We start from the raw sequence: 17,322 nt of genomic DNA on the forward strand, positions 1-17,322 counted from the left end.
GTCCTAAAGTGGGCGTAGTCAAAACCACAAACTTAACCAGACGAATTATTGTTTTTTAACCACTAGGGCTAAAAACCCGGAATGTGCGTCAGCCCTGTTTAAGAAAGCCTTGGTCATCTTTGGCCAGCCGACCCGGTGAGCACCTACCAGCGCAGGTGCCCATCTGCAAACCTCGTCCCAACTACGTCCGGCGTAGCTAGACCACCTCAATGGCCTACTTTAATTTCTGTGTGAAATTTGGATGGGCCTACGCCCCGGCAATTACTCCACTGCTAAGTACTGTATCAGTGAGCCGTAGCGCAGCAGATACATCCCCGCAGGCAGTCCGGTCAATGGTAATAAAACTTCAGTAGCTGCATCTGAAACTGCTTGAGTACGCACCAATCTGCCCTGCGAATCAAATACCTGATATTCTGTCACTGGTACGGTAAGTATCCGCCCAGATACCTTCACCGAGACCTTATCATGGGCCGGATTAGGATAAGCCTGCAGTTGCGAGGTAGCGCGAGCAGCGGTTTGGGTCACTGTTCGCACGGGCGAATAGGAGATGGTAGCGTCAAGGTCCGTCTGGCGCAGGCGGTAATACAGCGTTTTATGGTTGGCGGGTAGCTTAGCATCAACCCATTCATAGGCAATGGGGCTGCTGCTAGTGCCTGCTGCTTTTAGGATGCCCAACGATGTAAATGCCTGCCCGTCGGTGCTGCGCTCAACGGCGAAGCTGGCGCTGTTCCGTTCCGAGGCAGTAGCCCACGCCAGGTGTACGGCGTCGGGGCCTGTGGCAGTGGCCATAAACTTGACCAATACCACGGGTAATGGTGCTTGATTGGCTGTGATGGACATATTTCCGGCCGATACGGTAGGAGCGGTTTGGGAGCTCAGGGCAGCACTGCCTGTTGGCATGACCCACGACGACGCTCCGCCCCCACCCGCAGTGCCGACGAAGTCGCTGCTGCCGCCACCGCCACCGTAATAGCCGCCGCCGCCGCCGCCGCCGCCACCGGCGTTGACGCCAAGGGCTCCGCCGCTGCCCCCGTTGCCCTGGTTGCCCGGTGCACCCACCCCCACGCCGCCAGCAACGCCGCTGGCGATGTCGCCGCCCGCACCCGCCGCAGTCTGCGTGGCGCCGTAGCCGCCGCTGGTGCCGGTTCCATTGCCGCCGTTGGCTAGATGCAGGCCCGCTGCCCCACCTGCGGAGCCGCCGCCGCCGCCACCGCCGCCCGCCGCCACCAGCATCGCATTGCGGCTGGATAAGTAATCACCGGTGCTATTCGCGCTCGGGCTGTCCCGCCGCAGGTCAGTGGCACCGCCACCGCCACCTTGGTTGTTGTTACCAATCGCACCGCCATTGTAGCCTCCTGCTGCTGTAGCTCCTACTACCCCGGCGGCACCTGCGCCACCAACAAGCACGGTGAGAACTTCACCGGGCACAACGGTCATGGTGGCCTTCACCTGCGCACCGGCTACGGCTACGGAGCCCGAACCGGTACCGCCGGCGCCACCGGCGGCCACCACTGTTATGCTGTACATACCCGTCGGCACAGTGTAGGTCTGGGCGCCGCCGGTGTAGATGAAGGTTGTGGTCGTCTGGGCCAGAGCTGCCGGGGCTAGTAACAGCAACAGCAGGAATTCCGGCCGTACCCGCGGAGCACAATCCCGGACAAGCCGTATGGAAGAACACGCCATCTTATTTAGCTGAGCCCGGTGCAATAATGCCTCGAATTTGCTTGACACTTTATGACAGAGTATTGAATTAATCATTGTTTGATATGAGAAAAGAATAAGCTGTAATTTCCCGGTACAAAGTTAATTTCAAGCCTTGTGCGGGACTATGAGCCTACTCAAGTGGCAAGTTGATTATCGTCAAGTCCATGTCCTGCGAGTTTATGTCAACCTTTAGTTGACCAGTATCTCGTATGAGACATTGGACTTTCGTTCGCCCAACTTATGCGCACCTCTCCGTTTTCGCACTCTTTGACAGAAGTGCTCATCAACCAAGCTCCCGAATTTCTGGGCATCTATGATGCTAGGCAGCAGTCGTTCACGCGCATCAGCACCGCCGGAGTGAAGCTATTGGGCTTTGAATCAGAGGAGGGTTTTTTGTCTGGGCCGGACCCGCAACTGCGCACACCGCATTTTTCGGTGGCCGACTGGACCGCTTTGCGCACCGCTGCCCGTCTGCACGGCCGGCAGGATACCAACACGGACGTTGAGTGCGTTGATGGCAGTGTCTTTTCGGCGTGCATCGAATTGACTTATTTTGAGGAGCAGGACACTGCTTTTTACCTCGTTCGCATCACCAAGCAGACCTGCTTGCTCGAGGTTGAAAACAAACTGGCGCAGAGTGTGCGCCGCTACGAAGCCGTAATTGCCAACGCTACAATTGGTATAATTGTCTGCAGCAGGGCAGGTATCATCGTGTCGGCCAATCAAATGGCGCATCGGCAATTTGGCTACCCCACGGAGGAGCTGAATGGGCAGCTTATTGAAGATTTGGTGCCCGGCGCTACGGACCATTACGAGCGGCTGCGCGATAATTTTGTGACCAGACACCAAGTGGATGCAATGAATGCCCAACGGCACGAAACGCAAGCCCGACACCGTGACGGTATAATGTTTCCGGTTGAAGTAAGTTTGTGCTGTTTTTCCCTCGACGACGAATTATACATCGTGTCTTACGTATTGGATACTACCTCAAAAAAAGACAGCGACCAAGCCCTCGTGGCGCACCGCCTCCGGGTAGAGCGCCTCAACATCGAGCTGGAGCAGAAGGTGGCCGACCGCACCGGTGCCCTAACCACCACCTTGGCGGAGCTAGCCAAAGCCCTGGCGGCTGAGAAGAAGTTGGGAGAATTAAAGTCGCTCTTTGTGTCCTTGGCCTCGCACGAGTTCCGCAGCCCGCTCACCGTCGTACTCTCTTCGGCGTCACTGCTTGAGCAATACCCAACCTTTGAGCAACAGCCACAGCGACAGCTCCACGTCGACCGCATCCGCCAGTCGGTACACCACCTGAATAACATTCTGGAAGAGTTTCTCTCGGTGGCGCGCATCGAAGAAGGCCGAATACTGGCTCACCCCAAGCGCGTTAGCGTAGCGGCGCTGCTGCTCGATATCGTGGCCGACGTACAGGGCCTTCTCAAAACCGGCCAAACCATCGTCCGAGAGATAAACTGTCCCGAACCAGTTTGGCTCGACCCTTCGCTGCTACGCAAGATTATCGTTAACCTGCTGTCCAATGCCCTCAAATATTCGGGCGAAAACTCCGTGGTAACCCTGCGAGTCGACTGCAGCAACAATACACTTACACTCAAGGTAATAGACCAAGGAATTGGCATTTCGGCGGCTGACCAGGCCCATTTGTTTGAGCGTTTTTTTCGGGCCCGCGATGTGGCGTATGTATCTGGCACGGGCCTCGGGCTCTACATCGTTGCCAAATACTCAGAAATGATGGGCGGCACCATCGACCTGCAGAGCACATTGGAGGTTGGCACAACAGTCACCCTGCACATTCCTTATGAAGACCATCTTACTTATTGAAGACAACGCGCTGATTCGTGAGAATACCGGTGAGATTCTTGCGCTGGCCGGCTACGCCGTGCGAATGGCCGAAAACGGGAAGATTGGTATTGAGCAAGCCTTGGCGAACAAGCCCGATTTAGTAGTGTGCGACATCATCATGCCGGTGCTGGACGGGTACGGGGTACTGCAGGCCTTCAATCTGAATCCGCTTTTAGCTGGCATTCCGTTCATTTTTCTTACGGCCAAAACTGAGCAATTCGATTTGCGCCGCGGCATGGCGCTGGGGGCCGATGATTTTCTGACCAAGCCTTACGAAAACAGCACGCTACTAAGCGCCGTGGCCGGGCGACTCAACCGGTTTCAGCACCTGCAACCTGAAAGCGAGCGGCCCGTTGACAATCAACATAACTTTGTGGCCGGCGCCAGCAGAGTTGGCCCACTCACTGGCCTTGATACGAGCCTTAAGCCGTATCCAGTGCCGCGCAAGCACCGCATTTATGCGGAAGGCGACGAAGCCACTCTCCTGTATTTCGTGCAGGCGGGACGGGTCAAAACTTGCCGTAACACGGCCACTGGCAAGGAATTTATTACGGCTTTCTACCAGCGTGGGGAGTTTTTTGGCTACCAAGCCATACTGCAAGGCACCGTTCACCGCGACTCGGCCGTTGCAACCGAAGATTCTATCCTGCTACACACTACTGCCGATTACTTTCGGCAACTCATGCTGTACAACTCCGAAGTCAATCAGCAGTTTGTGCGCATGCTCGCTAACCGGGTTGGCGAATACGAGGAATCGCTGCTGGGCCTGTCTTATCATTCCCTGCGCCAACGCGTGGCCAGCGCGCTGCTGCGTTTCAACGAACAACGGCGCACCAATACTCCCTCGAATCCACTCATTGTGCTTGCACGCGAAGACCTTGCCGCCATCATTGGGACGGCCCCGGAGTCGCTAAGTCGCATCCTGAGCGAATTCCAACAGAAAGGCATAATCGAACTGACCCGCAAGTCGATTGAGCTACTACAGCCGGAGCAGTTACGCCTGCTCAAGTAAACGGTCCGAACAGCAAAAGAAGCCTTTTGGAAGAAGTGCTCCTTTGCTGCCGCAGACTGTTTTTACAACAAAGTGATGCGTTTTACAATCCTGCCCACTGGCGTTTCGATTACCGCTAGGTAAAGACCTGCCCGGCAGTGAGTCAACGGTACAATTAGCTCATCTGCCGTAACCGATGGCACCAACGCAGTGGCAATCAGACTACCGATAGTATTATAAATGCGCACCTGCTGAACAACAAAGTCCGCATGACGCCAGCTAATGGTAATCTTATCGTGGGTGGGGGTTGGGTAAACCGTAACCGCCTCGTTTAGCGGCAAGGCACGAACGGTGAACGTTTCCCCCGACTGTCCTCGGCCTCCGGCACCGGCCGCAGTCCATGCTCCCGTGCTGGCGCCACGGGGGACTACTGCTTCCACGCTCGTGGCCGTGGCTCGTAAAACGCGGGTAGCTTGCCCTCCCAATAGAATGGTGTCATTCAGCCCCTCCTCTCCAAAGTTGCGCCCGGTGATGGTAACCGATGTGCCAACCGGTCCGTGAGCAGGACTGAAACCTGTGATAACTGGGACCGGAATAATATGCAAGGCCGTTGCCGTAGTGGCCTGCCCACCGGGCGTTTGCACCTGAACGGGGCCGGTTTGCGCGGCCATCGGCACCTTCACTACCAGGCGCGTGGCCGAAGCTTGTAGCACCTGGCCTACATGTCCTCCCCCGAACGTAACCACGTTGCGCGAACTGCTACCGGCGAAGTTGGTCCCCGTCAAGGCTACGGTGGCGCCGGTGCGTGCCCGGCCCGGCACAGTGCTGCTTATGGCAGGCGGATACCAGACCATGAAGGACTGCGCGCTTTCCACCTGCCCGCCCAGGGTTCGAATGCGGATTTTGCCGAGGGTGGCGCCCATTGGCACTTCTACTTGCAAGCTGTTCGGGGTGGCCTGGAGCACCCGGGCCGGAATCCCGTTGAAGGTAACGGTGTCCTGCGCGGCTACAGCCGAGAAGTGCGTACCGGCTAAGACTACCGCGGAGCCGGGTTGTCCCTCGCCAGGGGTTACGCTGGCAAGCGTAGGGGGTTGGAACACGGTGAAGTTGGGACTACGCGTCCCGCCGTCAGCCGTTGTCATGGTAAGCGCGCCGGTGGCGGCACCGGCAGGTACCCGCACCGTGAGGGTCGTACTGGTAGCACTTTGCACCGAAGCCACGACGCCGTTGAACGCGACATGGTTGTTCGTTGCGGTTGGGGAAAATCTGCGACCCGTGAGTGTCACTAAGCTGCCAAAACGGCCCTGGGCCGGCGCCATGGCGGTGATGAAGGGCGAGGCCAGCACATCCGGGTACTGGAGGGCTACGGCCGGCACCACGCTCAGCGGCATGTCATAGATGCGATTGGTGGTGGTGTTGGTTCGGACGGGTTCGTTGTAATCAAAGAAAATGTCGGCGAAGTTGTCGATGCGCGTACGGGCCGGCAAGGCCACTTTGGGCGTGATGCTAAACTGCACAAAGCCGTTGCTGCCCGCCGGATTACTGGCACTATCCGGCAGCATAATATTGTCGAACATGAACGTGAGGACTGGGCGCCGATGGCCGGAAAGGGTCATCCGGTACGGGTGTGACACCGCCCCGACCTGCAGCGTGCGGAGGTCCAGGTCGGCGGACAGCGTATCCACTACCGCCACTCGGTACGCGACGTCGTTGCCCGTATTCTGGAACCGTACCTGGTACCGAAGCGGCTCCCTGGTGGGCGTGTAGCGCTGCGCCGTGCGCCCCGTCGGCACCACTTGCTTGTCGTTGGGGTCGTACGAATCGAGAATCGGCTGGCAGTCTTCCGCCACTTCCGGTTGCGGGTCACCGGGCGGCATCGACCGCATGGCCGGGCTGGGCAAGGTATTGGCCCGCAACGCGGGCAGCTCGACGGTGGCACTGGCTACCGGACCGTACGGATGGTTGGCCGGCTGGTCTACTTCTACCCGCACGACCGGCCCGGTAGCCGTCCAGCGCAGGACCAGACTGTCGCCAGCGGCCAGGGAAATATTGCGCATCATCGCCAGCTGCGCATCCTGAAAAATGCGCAGCCCCAGGCTATCCGTGGTAGGGCCGCTACCCTGGTTCCTTGCCACGAAGCGCACTTGGCTGCTGCCCAAGACTTTGCCCGTGACGACCATGGATGCCCCGTTCCAACCCGCCGGCGCAGGGAAGGTGTTCACGGGCCGAATCCAGGCGCGGGTGCATACGGTAAGGCCGCGGATGGCGGGGTTGCCGCACACCACCGAGTCCTGAATGGTGATAATGCCGCGCTGGTTTGGCTGCAGGGCCCCCACCTGAAACACGTAGTCGCCCGCCGCGTTCCGGGTGTGCGGCACATCGGCCCGTACCAAAACCACTTCCGGCGGCAACGCCACGGTCACCGTCGCATTTGGCGCGGCCGCGAAGCCGGTGTTGGCGTAGCTCACGGCCGTGGTGTTGCGGAAACAGCGTCGCCGCCGATTCGACGCCACGCTCACCGTGAGATGAGGCGCGGTGCTGACCTGGTTGCCAAAATTCGGTCCGCTGACCACGTTGCCGTACGAGCGGAAGGAAACCGTCGTTGGGCCGGAGCAGAGCTGCTGCACCTGCCGGCCCGGCTGCGGCGATGGCAGCAATTGCTGCACGGTAAACCTACCGGTATCCACGGCTATCGTGTAGTGGCCATTTTCATCGGTCAGGCTGTAATTACTGCTTGGCTCGGCCACCACCACTGTGTTCGGCAGCGCCGGCTCGTTGGCTTGCTGCACGCAATCGTTGTTCAGGTCATTGAATACCTTGCCGCTAATCAGGTTTTCGGGGGGGCTGGTAGTGGGCACGTAAAACCGCAGCGCATCGTGCGCCCACATGGCGCTAGTCAGCCGGGTACCGCGTTGATTGATGGTAATGACCGCAGGATTAGCCCCCACTGCCAGCTTCACTTGTCGGGTGCTGTTGCCCTCAAACATGGTGATGTAGTTGTTCCTTCCGATGCTAGCGTAGACGTTGCCGGCCCCATCCACGGCTAGGCCAGCGTCGACGGGAGACAGAGAAGGAGAGCCTTGAAAAGAAGGCGGAAACACCGAGAGGAACTCGCGTAGCACCTGGCCGCTGGGACTAAATTTTTGCACGCGGTGGCCGGCGCCGTCCTGTACGTATACGTTGCCACGATAGTCCAATACCACCCCGCGTGGCGCATAGAACTGCCCCGGGCCGGGGCCACCACTGCTGCCGCCCGCCCCAATCAGCTGCAGCAGTTGTCCCTGCGCATTGTACTTGCGGACGGCGCTCCAGTAATCGAGCACGAACAGGTTGCCGGCCGCATCCACGGCCAGGTCCATGGGCCAGTAGCCATTGGAGTTGGTCTGCGGATTGGGCAGCAAGACTTTGCTGACAAATCGCCCCTGCGGGTCAAACTTCTGTACACGAGGCGGGAAGCTCATGCCTTCCAACCCGTACACGTTGCCCTGCAAGTCGAGGGCAAAGCTTGTTAGCCCGCCGAATTGCCCATCGGCCTGGCTAGACGCGCCAATCACGGCGATTTGCTGGCCCGCGGGGTTTATCTTGACGATGCGCGGCTGGTTTTGGTCGATATAATAAATGTTGCCCGCTTCATCCTGTCGCATTCGGTTGCCAAACACCAATTCGTTGCCCCATTTCTTAAGCAACGCCCCACTGGCGCTCAGCTTGCGAATCGTGCTAATGCTTTGGTCCCGGTCAGAGGCGTCGAGGACGTACACATTGCCACCACCATCCAGAGCCAGGGCCGCGTGCGCGCCGTTGAAGGGGCCGCTGCCTGCACCAAAAGCGCCCAAATGCACTCCCTGGGCATTGTAGCGCTGAACAGCATTTAGCCGCGAACTGACGACGTAAAGATTATTGGTCGCGTCGATTTCTAGCCCTATTGTTTGGCCAAAAGATGTCGACCCCGGGAAGCTCAGTGAGAGCGTATTGAGCAGTTGCCCGGTGATGCTGAGCCTGACCGCGGTAAAGTTTTTATTCAACACGTACACGCTGCCGTCGGGCGCGAGCTTTACATCCGATGGCTGCACCAAGGCCTGGGCGCCGCCGGGGGCGTACACCCACTGCACCTGCCCGCTGGCACTTAGTTTTTGCAGGCGGTTATTTCCGGTATCTGCCACGTAGATGTTGCCCGCGGCATCGACTGCCACCCCTTCGGGCTGCTGAAACTGTCCTGGGGCCGTGCCCGCCCCGCCAATCTGCGTGAGTGAGTCGCCGCCCGCGCTGTACTTGCGCACAAAAGACGCCGCCCGGTTCACCACAAAGACATTGTTCTGCCCATCCAAGGCCAGGGAACGGTAATCGGGCGTGCGCGTTGCCGAACGCAACGGAATAGTTTGCAGGTAGCGCCCCGTTGCATCGAGCTTCACCAACCCCACGCGGTCCAGCACGTGCATGACCCCGGTGGCGCTCACCTGGATGTCCTGCGGAAAGTCGACCGGCGTGCCCATCATCCGGTCGAGCCGGAAGTTGCGCAGCTGAGCGGACGCCGAGGTAACCGTGGCCAGCAAACAGGATAGCAGTAAAAGTTTTCTCATTCGGGGATTTAAAGCTCCTGTAGAAGCTTCGCACTTGCGCCAAGGAGTGTGTAGGCGGGCGAAGGCAGGCTCGTAAGGCCTTGTTATTGACCTATGAGCAAATGTAGGGGAACCGCATTATTGAGCACGGGGTCAAGCTAGACGAACCACTAGCGCGGTTTCGGGAGAAACATTGGCAGCAGCGAGGGGGGCTAGAGATACGCTAAGTAGTATTCAAATTGCCGGCTGCGCACGGTTAGTTTGCAGGAGGTGCGTTTTTCGAAGCGAATACGTTGCTGCTGCACCTCTGGCGAGTTGCTGGGACTGCGGTTCAAAACTACAAAGCACGATTTAATGGGCAGCGGCAGGCGCAACAGGGCCAAAGTGCTTTCCAATTGTTTGAGGGCATCGGTGAGGCGGTTGCCTTTCAACTCGACATACAATTCTTGTTGCACTGCCGAAACGCTAAACACGTAATCGCACCGATGTACACCGGGGGCGGCAGGAATAAACGTCTCAGGCCGCAGTTCTTCTACTTCGTACTGTTGAGGGTTGTGCAAGATAAACTTGCTGGCTCCGCCTAGCGAATCGGTGGCTACGATGGTACGGTCGGTACGCACCCGGCGGTGCTGGGCGGGAATTTTCATGAATGAATAGCGGGGTCCAAGGCCATTAGGTCGCCAAACTGGTCGGCGGTCACGTCGGATACGCTGTCGAGCGAATCCGCCCGCAGTAGCCCCGTTTCTTCGTCAATCATCAGTGTGGCCCGCCCGTTTTCCAGGCCGTACACCCGGAAATCGGCTAGGTGCAGCCGCAGCTTTTTGGGTACAACGGCATCGAGCTTGGCCAAGCCCGCCGCATCGTCGTGGAGGGTGTCGGCGAGTTGGCCGGCATAAATGAGGTTGTTAAAGGCGGTGAGTAGGTAAGGGGTGTGAGTGGTAAGAAATAGTTGCAGCGGCGCGGTACGGACATTGTACACAGCAGCCATTAGTTGTGCCAGGGTATTTTGGGCTGTGGGGTGCAAGTGAGCTTCTGGCTCTTCAATGATTGCGATTTCAGGTTCCGTTCGGGCAGCTAATGCTAGGTAGCGAAGCGCCAACACAACAGGTAATACTTCCTGCTGGCCAGATGAGGATACAACCAGTGGTGTTTTAGTGCCCTGTGCTTGGATAAGAAAGTCTTCCTCGTTCTCACGTTTGAAGTCTGCTTGCAGAACTTCCTTTGTAAGGGTATCAACCAACGAATTGCGCAAATCTTGGCGAGTGAATGGTTCACTGCGCTTAAAGGTGCTGTAAAACTGGCGAAAATTGTTTAGAAAAGGGTCCGTAGAAAATGGACCATCCGCCTGTGGTTCGGTCGCCAAGGAATAGGTGGCTCGACTCGCTGGAACGAACATTAGTGTACTAGTTCCAAAGGGCCCCAATGCTAGCGCCGCCGCTTGCTTGAAACGCATGTATAGGGCCGTATCTAAGAAAGCAGCTTCTTCTGGTGAGGAGCTGACGGGCGATGAAACCGCTTTGCGTGCTTGGTCAAACAGGGCGGGGTAAAAGTTGGAAAAAGTGACGTCCAACTGTTGCTCATTGCCGGTCAATTGAATAAAATTATTTCCATCGGTGTAGCGTAAAACAGTGTTCTCCTGAAATGCTGTCCGCTCAAACATCATAGAAAAGCCGGCCGTGAAAAGCGCTTCTAAGTCTGCAACTACAAACTGTGGCCGAAGTGCTTGCCGAAGCAAGCTATTGATGCAGCCTTTGAAGAAATACAGGCACTTCACGCAAATACTTTTTCCACTAGCCTGCGCTCCGATAAAAATATTAATGCGCCCCAATTCAATATCGATTTCATCGATACCAGCGAAATTTCGGATAATCAGACGTTCAGCCATAGCTATAAAAGTAAGCGCGTTTACTCCCCCAGTTTTCCCAGAATCTCCAGCGCGGCCGTGGCGATGACCGTGCCCGGGCCATACACGCCGGCCACGCCGGCATCGTAGAGAAATTGGTAGTCCTGGGCCGGAATCACGCCGCCGGCTATCACCAGAATATCCTCGCGGCCGAGCTGCTTGAGCTCCGTGAGGAGCTGGGGAAGCAGGGTTTTGTGGCCGGCGGCGAGGCTGCTCACGCCCACCACGTGCACGTCGTTGTCGGTGGCCTGGCGGGCTACTTCGGCGGGGGTTTGGAATAGGGGGGCGATATCGACGTCGAAGCCCACATCCGCGAAGCTGGTGGCGATGATTTTCGCGCCGCGGTCGTGGCCGTCCTGGCCCATTTTGGCTACCAGCATGCGGGGGCGGCGGCCTTCGCGGGTGGCAAATTCCTCGGCGGCGGCGCGGGCCTGTTCAAAGGCGGCGTTGTGGCTCATTTCCTGCGAGTACACGCCCGAAACGGTGCGCGTGGTGGCCTGGTGCCGCCCGTACTGGGCTTCGAGGGCGTCGGAAATTTCGCCGAGTGTGGCGCGGGCGCGGGCGGCGGTAATGGCCAGGGCGAGGAGGTTGTGGGACGGAACCTCATTCTCCTGGCCCCCCTCTCCCGCAGAGAGAGGAGGGCCAGACGATGCTGACGTGGAATCGGCAGGCACCCCCTCTCCGCGGGAGAGGGGGCCGGGGGGTGAGGTCCCCAAGCGGATTCCGGCCGCTTCCGTAATCGCGGCCAGGGCCACTTTCACGGCCGTGGTGTCGCGGCTGGCGCGGATGCTTTTCAACCGCGCAATCTGGCTTTCGCGCACGGCATCGTTGTCGATGTCGAGCACTTCAACCTCGGTTTTCTCGGAGGTCTGGTACTTGTTTACGCCCACGATGATTTCCTTGCCCGAGTCGATGCGGGCCTGCTTGCGGGCCGCCGCTTCCTCAATGCGCAGCTTGGGCAGGCCAGTCTCGATGGCCTTGGCCATGCCGCCCAATTCCTCCACTTCCTGGATGAGCGCCCAGGCCTTGTCGGCCAGCTCGTGGGTGAGGGTTTCCACGTAGTAGGAGCCGCCCCAAGGGTCTACCACCTTGGTCACGTCGGTTTCGTGCTGAAGGTAGAGCTGGGTGTTGCGGGCAATGCGGGCCGAGAAGTCGGTGGGCAGGGCAATGGCCTCATCCAGCGCGTTGGTGTGCAGGCTTTGGGTGCCGCCGAGCACGGCCGCCAGCGCCTCAATGGCGGTGCGGGCCACGTTGTTGTACGGGTCCTGCTCGGTGAGGGAGTAGCCCGAAGTCTGGCAGTGCGTGCGCAGGGCCAGGCTTTTGGGGTTGGTGGGGTTGAATTGCTGCATGAGCTTGGCCCACAGCAGGCGGCCGGCCCGCAGCTTGGCAATCTCCATGAAGTGGTTCATGCCAATGGCCCAGAAGAAGGACAGGCGCGGGGCGAATTCGTCAATCTTCATGCCTGCGGCCAGGCCGGCGCGCACGTATTCCAGACCGTCGGCCAGGGTGTAGGCCAGCTCCAGGTCGGCCGTTGCGCCGGCTTCCTGCATGTGGTAGCCCGAGATGGAAATGGAGTTGAATTTGGGCATGTGCGCCGCCGTGTAGCTGAAAATATCGGCGATGATGCGCATGCTCGGCGCGGGCGGGTAGATGTAGGTGTTCCGCACCATGAACTCCTTCAGAATATCGTTCTGAATGGTGCCGGCCAGCTTCTCGGGGCTCACGCCCTGTTCCTCGGCCGCCACAATGTAGAAGGCCAGCACCGGCAGCACGGCCCCGTTCATGGTCATCGACACCGACATCTGGTCGAGCGGAATCTGGTCGAACAAGATTTTCATGTCCTCCACCGAGTCGATGGCCACGCCGGCTTTGCCCACGTCGCCCTGCACGCGGGGGTGGTCGGAGTCGTAGCCCCGGTGCGTAGCCAGGTCAAAAGCTACGCTCAGGCCTTTTTGCCCGCCGGCTAGGTTGCGGCGGTAGAACGCATTCGAGGCTTCGGCCGTGGAAAAACCCGCGTACTGGCGGATGGTCCACGGGTTTTGCACGTACATCGACGCATACGGCCCGCGCAGGTACGGCGCTTGCCCGGCGCCGAAATCCAGGTGGTCGAGGCCGGCCACATCGTCTGCCGTGTACACCTTCTTAATAACGATACCCTCGGGCGTAGGCGCGGCGGTCGTTTCCGGCACTGTGGAAGTTGTCGGGGCAGGAGCGGCGTTGTAGGGAATCGAGGAGAAATCGGGCTTCATGGGATAATTAAGGAGTAAAACAGCAAGTCATGCTCAACTGCGCGGACGCCAGATGAACTTGACGTTCCTTTAGAAGCTGTTTGAGTTAGCTAAAATCATTCTAAAACGGTCATGCTGAGCGCAGTCGAAGCATCTCTACCGCTTCGCTTGAGCCGGTGCAACGAAGCGGTAGAGATGCTTCGACTGCGCTCAGCATGACCGTTTTATTAACTTAAACATCTTCTTAATGACCTGGCAGGTTACCGCCCTTGCAGGCGGGCCAGCACCTGCTCCGTAGTGTAGCCCTGCACCTTCATTTCTTTGAAGCCAAACACCCGCACGGCCTCCTGCATGGTAGCCAAATCGGAGCTGAGTAGGGCGGGGGGGATGAATACCTGCTTCTCTTTTGGAATCAAATTGATGAAGCGGGCGAAGCGCTGGAACTGCTCGGGCGTGGCGTACATCAGCGTGGCTTCCTCGGCCGAGGAGTAGAGTAGCGACAGCGTGCCCGGCGGGTGGCTGGCGGCCAGCTCGGGCCGCTCGTTCTCCTTCAGCATTTGCACAAACGATTCAAGAATCACCTGGTTGGTGTTGGCCCCGAGCAGTACCACGGCGGCGCGCTTGCTCTTGCGCTCGCGGCGCTCAAAGTGCAGGGCCGTGGCCAGGCGCAGTACTTCGGTGGGATAGGCAGCGCGGGTCACATCAAATGAGGCCGAGCGCAACAGCTTTTTGGGGTGGAAGGAGAACTGTTCGGTGTGGTCCTGGAAGCGGTTGGTGCCCACCACCACTTGCTGGCCGCTGGCAATGCGGCGGAACGTCTCGGTGGTCACGGCCTTTATTTCTTCAAACATCTGGCCCCGCATCTGGGGCAGCCCCCCAGCCGCCTCTATGCGCTGAAACACCTGCCAGGCCTCCTGGGCCAGCTGGTCGGTGAGCGTTTCGATGAAGTAGGAGCCCGCGGCGGGGTCCTGCACCCGGCCCAGGCCCGCCTCCTCGCGCAGCAGCACCGAGAGGTTGCGCGCCAGTCGACTCGAAAACTCGTTGGCTTCGGCAAATAAGTAGTCGAAGGGCGCGACCGACAGCGAATCGGCCCCGCCCAGCACGGCGCTCATGGCCTCGGTGGTGTGGCGCAGCAGGTTGTTGTGCGGAGCCAGCGTGGTCTGGGTCCACGATGAAGTCAGGGTGTGAATGCGCAGCCGCTCGTTGAGCTCAGCCGGCAGCCCGAAGCTGTGCAGCAGCGTGGCCCACAGCCGGCGCAGGGCCCGCAGCTTGGCTATTTCCAGGAAATAGCCGGGCATCACGGCCACGTGCAGGTGCAGGGCCGCGGCTACTTGGCTGGCGCTCACTTCCTCGTCGGGCAGCTCGGCCAGCAGCGTGGCGGCCGTGTTCAGGCTGAAGGCAATTTGCTGGGTGGCCGTGGCCCCGCGGTTGCCAAAAAAAGCCCCGTTCACGGCCAGCGCCCGGAAATCGGGCATGCCCGTGGTCAGGCTCACGCAGCGCCGCAGGGCCCCGCGGTAGTCCGAAAGCTCGGCTCCTTCGGGCATTGTGTTGGGGGCAAAGCGCAAAAAGCCGCGCAGCGCCGTGCCGGGAGCAGTTTCTATCAGCTGGCCCAGCAGCGTGTCTGGGGTTTCCGTCACCGTATAGCCCACGAAGGTGCGGGCCAGGGGCAGCAGCTCGGCCAGGTAGTACACGGCAAACGTGGCAGCGTCGCTGATGTTGAAGTGGATGCCATCGGCCCCTAGCGCCAGCGCGGTGGCCGCCAGCTCAATCTGCTCGCGGCCGTCGCCGTCGGCCGGTACGTTCAGCGTGGGCACGTTCAACCAGGGCGTAACCGGGTGGGGCTGGGGCAGTGGCGCGCCACCCAACGCCGCCAGGGCCTCGCGGTGGTAGAAGGGCTCCAGGGCAAAGCCGTCGGGCAGGGGCCAGCGCAACGTGGCGGGGTCCTGGCCTTTCAGGTCGCGGGCCAGGCGGGCCTGCCAGTCGGCCGTGGTCACCGCCGGAAACTCAGCAAAGGAAACGGACGAAGCCGCGGAAACATCGGACATAAATTCTGGGCGCTTTAGCCAACGAGTGCGACAGTGCCGAGCCACCATGGGCCCCGAGCCGCAAACAGGCCGAAAGATACGGCCGGGCCCCGCATGACGCGCACACAAGGCCTAGCCATATCCAGGACCCAAGCCAGTGGCGTAGCTTTGAGCCCCGGTAGCGGGATTGGGCTATTTTTAAATTCTTTTCATGCGTTCTGTTCGATTTATCTCCTTTTGGGCGGTCCTGGCCGTTGCCACCACTGCTGGCTGCCAGCGCGCCGCCTACCAGCCCAAGGCCACGTTTGCGCCCCTCACTAGCCAGCCGGTGGGCAAAGCCCAGGCCGAAGACCCCGCCGCCGCCGCCCTCATCGCTCCGTACCACGACAAGGTGACGGCCCAAATGACGGAGGTACTGGGCAACGCCCCGGCTCCCCTCACCAAAAACCCCGGCGAGTCGCCCCTGGCCAATTTCGTGGCCGACCTGCAGCGGGTGCGCGCCAGCCAGGTGCTGGGCGAGCCCATCCCGCTGGGCGTGATGACCAACGGCGGCCTGCGGGCCGGTTTCGCCGCCGGTCCCGTCACCCTGGGCTCGGTGTTTGAGCTGATGCCGTTCGAGAACGAGCTGGTTGTACTCGATGCTCCCGGTGCGGTAGTGCAGCAGCTGTTCGACTTTGCTGCCCGCAGCAAAATGGCCGTTTCGGGCGCTACCTACGCCATCACCTTCGACGGCCAGGCCAGGGATATCCGCATCGGCGGGCAGGCTTTCGATGCTAACCAGGACCGCCTCTGGCCCATTGCCATTTCCGACTACCTCGCCACCGGCGGCGATAACATGGGCTTTTTCAAGGCGCTCCCGGCCCGCCACACCAACGTGCTGCTCCGCACCGCCATCGCCGACCACATCCGCAGCCTCACCAAAGCCGGCCAGCCGGTCACGGCCAGGGTCGAAGGCCGGGTGAAAAGCAATTAGAAATTAAAAATTGAGAATTAAAAATGAGCAAAGGCCCAAGGGTTTTGGTCTCAGATTACACTTCGATTTTTAATTCATAATTTTTAATTCAAACCACATGAAGCGCCGCGAATTCCTCCGCAATTCCCTCCTTGGCACTGCCGGCCTCACCACGCTGGGCAGCTTGGCCAGCTCGGCCGAAGCCGCTACCGCTGCTAAAGCGCCAGTGAAGCTCACCATTCTGCACACCAACGACATGCACTCGCGCATTGAGCCTTTCCCCGACAACGGCGGGCAGTGGGCCGGGCTGGGCGGCATGGCGCGGCGCGCGGCCCTCATCAAGGACATTCGCAGCAAGGAGGCCAACGTACTGTTGCTCGACTCCGGCGATATTTTCCAGGGCACGCCGTACTTCAACTTCTTCGGCGGCGAGCTGGAATACAAGCTCATGAGCCAGATGGCGTACGACGCCAGCACCCTCGGCAATCACGACTTCGACAACGGCCTGGAGGGCCTGCAGCGCCAGCTGCCCAACGCCACTTTCCCATTCCTTATTGCCAACTACGACTTCTCGAAAACCTCATTGGCTGGCCGTTTCGCGCCTTATAAGGTGTTTGAGAAGCAGGGCATTCGCATCGGCGTATTTGGCTTGGGCATTGAGCTGAGTGGCCTAGTGGCCGATAAAAACTTCGGCCAGACCCTGTACCTCGACCCCGTAGCCAAGGCCAAAGAAATGGTTGCTCAGCTGCGCGGTACCGAAAAATGCGACCTGGTTATCTGCCTCTCGCACCTCGGCTACAAGTACGAAAATCCCAAGCTCGACGACCGCAAGCTGGCGGCGCAGGTTTCGGGTATCGACCTCATCCTGGGCGGGCACACCCACACATTCATGGACGCGCCGGAGCCCATCACCAACCTCGACGGGCCGCCCACTTACATCAACCAGGTGGGCTGGTCGGGCATCAACCTGGGCCGGCTCGACTACGAGTTCGCGCCCGGCACCCGGCACGGCGGGCTGGTGCGGGCCCACGTGCTGCCGGTGGGCGATATTGGATAAGGACCGGGTGGGGCGGGGCCGTTATTTGTCGAGCTTAACGGTTAAAAAACGATGTG

10 protein-coding genes are annotated in these 17,322 nt (G+C 59.6%); 4 read left to right on the forward strand and 6 right to left on the reverse strand.

What is annotated here, in order from left to right; all coding sequences use genetic code 11:
• Window positions 1-261: 261 nt before the first annotated feature.
• Window positions 262-1,617: a glycine-rich protein gene (locus tag IEW17_RS16025; RefSeq protein ID WP_188563073.1), complete on the reverse strand. Its 1,356-nt coding sequence runs from the start codon at window positions 1,615-1,617 to the stop codon at window positions 262-264.
• Window positions 1,618-1,944: 327 nt separating this feature from the next.
• Here IEW17_RS16025 and IEW17_RS16030 point away from each other — a divergent pair, with 327 nt between their 5' ends.
• Window positions 1,945-3,534 carry a sensor histidine kinase gene (locus IEW17_RS16030; protein ID WP_188563074.1) on the forward strand — a complete coding sequence of 530 codons (1,590 nt, stop codon included), beginning with the start codon at window positions 1,945-1,947 and terminating at the stop codon, window positions 3,532-3,534.
• Window positions 3,512-4,567, forward strand: coding sequence for a response regulator (locus IEW17_RS16035; protein ID WP_188563075.1), 1,056 nt, complete (start codon window positions 3,512-3,514; stop codon window positions 4,565-4,567). The genes IEW17_RS16030 and IEW17_RS16035 overlap by 23 nt, the downstream gene beginning before the upstream one ends.
• A 62-nt stretch (window positions 4,568-4,629) precedes the next feature.
• Here the strand turns inward: IEW17_RS16035 and IEW17_RS16040 are convergent, their stop codons facing one another.
• The 5 genes from IEW17_RS16040 to IEW17_RS16060 all read right to left on the reverse strand — a co-directional run bounded on the left by IEW17_RS16040 (window position 4,630) and on the right by IEW17_RS16060 (window position 15,278).
• Window positions 4,630-9,123 carry a DUF7619 domain-containing protein gene (locus IEW17_RS16040; protein ID WP_188563076.1) on the reverse strand — a complete coding sequence of 1,498 codons (4,494 nt, stop codon included), beginning with the start codon at window positions 9,121-9,123 and terminating at the stop codon, window positions 4,630-4,632.
• 191 nt (window positions 9,124-9,314) lie between these two features.
• Complete coding sequence (locus tag IEW17_RS16045; protein ID WP_188563077.1) at window positions 9,315-9,749, reverse strand: hypothetical protein; 435 nt, start codon at window positions 9,747-9,749, stop codon at window positions 9,315-9,317.
• Window positions 9,746-10,987 (reverse strand): AAA family ATPase, encoded by a 1,242-nt coding sequence (locus IEW17_RS16050; protein ID WP_188563078.1) that lies wholly within the window; start codon window positions 10,985-10,987, stop codon window positions 9,746-9,748. The genes IEW17_RS16045 and IEW17_RS16050 overlap by 4 nt, the downstream gene beginning before the upstream one ends.
• A 20-nt stretch (window positions 10,988-11,007) precedes the next feature.
• Window positions 11,008-13,254, reverse strand: coding sequence for a methylmalonyl-CoA mutase (scpA, locus tag IEW17_RS16055; protein ID WP_188563079.1), 2,247 nt, complete (start codon window positions 13,252-13,254; stop codon window positions 11,008-11,010).
• Window positions 13,255-13,493: 239 nt separating this feature from the next.
• Window positions 13,494-15,278 (reverse strand): methylmalonyl-CoA mutase family protein, encoded by a 1,785-nt coding sequence (locus tag IEW17_RS16060; RefSeq protein WP_188563080.1) that lies wholly within the window; start codon window positions 15,276-15,278, stop codon window positions 13,494-13,496.
• Between the two features lie 190 nt (window positions 15,279-15,468).
• Here IEW17_RS16060 and IEW17_RS16065 point away from each other — a divergent pair, with 190 nt between their 5' ends.
• Together IEW17_RS16065 and IEW17_RS16070 are read left to right on the forward strand one after the other, a co-directional pair.
• Window positions 15,469-16,230 carry a 5'-nucleotidase C-terminal domain-containing protein gene (locus IEW17_RS16065; RefSeq protein WP_188563081.1) on the forward strand — a complete coding sequence of 254 codons (762 nt, stop codon included), beginning with the start codon at window positions 15,469-15,471 and terminating at the stop codon, window positions 16,228-16,230.
• Between the two features lie 97 nt (window positions 16,231-16,327).
• Window positions 16,328-17,266 carry a bifunctional metallophosphatase/5'-nucleotidase gene (locus tag IEW17_RS16070; protein ID WP_188563082.1) on the forward strand — a complete coding sequence of 313 codons (939 nt, stop codon included), beginning with the start codon at window positions 16,328-16,330 and terminating at the stop codon, window positions 17,264-17,266.
• Window positions 17,267-17,322 lie beyond the last annotated feature (56 nt).

It is taken from the genome of Hymenobacter frigidus (assembly GCF_014640435.1).
Taxonomy (GTDB): Bacteria; Bacteroidota; Bacteroidia; order Cytophagales; family Hymenobacteraceae; genus Hymenobacter; species Hymenobacter frigidus.

What these genes read in the sequence shown, in the direction of transcription:
- IEW17_RS16030 (WP_188563074.1), top strand. Translation starts at nt 1,945, where the DNA reads ATGCGCACCTCTCCGTTTTCGCACTCTTTGACAGAAGTGCTCATCAAC.
- IEW17_RS16035 (WP_188563075.1), top strand. Translation starts at nt 3,512, where the DNA reads ATGAAGACCATCTTACTTATTGAAGACAACGCGCTGATTCGTGAGAAT.
- IEW17_RS16040 (WP_188563076.1), bottom strand. Translation starts at nt 9,123, where the DNA reads ATGAGAAAACTTTTACTGCTATCCTGTTTGCTGGCCACGGTTACCTCG.
- IEW17_RS16045 (WP_188563077.1), bottom strand. Translation starts at nt 9,749, where the DNA reads ATGAAAATTCCCGCCCAGCACCGCCGGGTGCGTACCGACCGTACCATC.
- IEW17_RS16050 (WP_188563078.1), bottom strand. Translation starts at nt 10,987, where the DNA reads ATGGCTGAACGTCTGATTATCCGAAATTTCGCTGGTATCGATGAAATC.
- scpA (WP_188563079.1), bottom strand. Translation starts at nt 13,254, where the DNA reads ATGAAGCCCGATTTCTCCTCGATTCCCTACAACGCCGCTCCTGCCCCG.
- IEW17_RS16060 (WP_188563080.1), bottom strand. Translation starts at nt 15,278, where the DNA reads ATGTCCGATGTTTCCGCGGCTTCGTCCGTTTCCTTTGCTGAGTTTCCG.
- IEW17_RS16065 (WP_188563081.1), top strand. Translation starts at nt 15,469, where the DNA reads ATGCGTTCTGTTCGATTTATCTCCTTTTGGGCGGTCCTGGCCGTTGCC.
- IEW17_RS16070 (WP_188563082.1), top strand. Translation starts at nt 16,328, where the DNA reads ATGAAGCGCCGCGAATTCCTCCGCAATTCCCTCCTTGGCACTGCCGGC.